The following is an 837-nucleotide window of genomic DNA, read 5'->3' as shown; positions in this document are numbered from 1 at the left end:
ACAAAAAATGGACCGACAGGAAAATGACCGCCAGCGAGAAAGACATTGCGAATCACGTAATCATTGTAAGGCGCAATCAGACATTCCCCGGCGGCACAGACGAGCCCAATGAGAACTGCCCGCGAGGATATGCCAACAGATTTGCTCGTCGGGTTTAAGGAAGTATCGAACCGTTTTGACGTGTTCATCCGTCCACTCAGTCGAGGGGATTGTCCGCCTCAAGCACTCGGCGTGCGGCAGCGGAGAGCCTTCCTTCCGCCGCAGCCCGTTCCACCCAATGGGCAGCATTTGTCCACTTGGCCGGGCTTGCGTCGGGGTCTGGTGTCCGATACGCTATCAGCAAGCCCCATCGGGTCGGGGTTCCGGGCTTGCGATGGCCGACATGATGCGGCATGTGATGCGGAAACGAGACCATGCTCCCGGGCGGTAGCGAGAAGCGTACCATTTCCAACGGCTTGCCCGTGAAGGCGTGGACCTTTCCCTTCAGCCAGCCCGCTTTCATGGCGGCATCATCATCGGGTCGCTCGGTGTTCCATTTATACGGAATGCGGTAGAGATGCGCGCCTGGGATGACGCCAAGTTCCCCACCCTCCTCGAGGGTTGCACCTTCTGGGTAGCAGAGCGTCCGAATACACTGCCGTTGCAGAAACTCGGTGGTCAGGGCGTGTCCGGTACCGATCGGATCTTCGACCTCGTACTGCCCCTGCCGATACTGGTGAGCATGCCACCGCCGCCCTATTGAGCCCGGTGTCCGGTTGAGCATGTTGCAGTGGTCGAGTATGAAGCGGTCACCGAAAAGTTTGGTGAATAGCTCCATCATCTGAGGGTGGGCGGTGG

General features: G+C 58.8%; 2 protein-coding genes. Both read right to left on the bottom strand.

Annotation, left to right across the window (positions count from 1 at the left end):
- Nucleotides 1–188: hypothetical protein (locus tag J4G07_19595; GenBank protein MCE2416194.1), on the bottom strand; the 188-nt coding region annotated here is incomplete at its 3' end.
- Nucleotides 189–196: 8 nt separating this feature from the next.
- On the bottom strand, nucleotides 197–837 hold a 641-nt coding region (locus J4G07_19590), incomplete at its 5' end, for a hypothetical protein (protein ID MCE2416193.1).

The organism is Candidatus Poribacteria bacterium, from assembly GCA_021295715.1.
Lineage (GTDB): Bacteria > Poribacteria > WGA-4E > WGA-4E > WGA-3G > WGA-3G.
The sequence above is the reverse complement of the archived record's forward strand: the minus strand, read 5'-3'. Positions and strand labels throughout refer to the sequence as shown.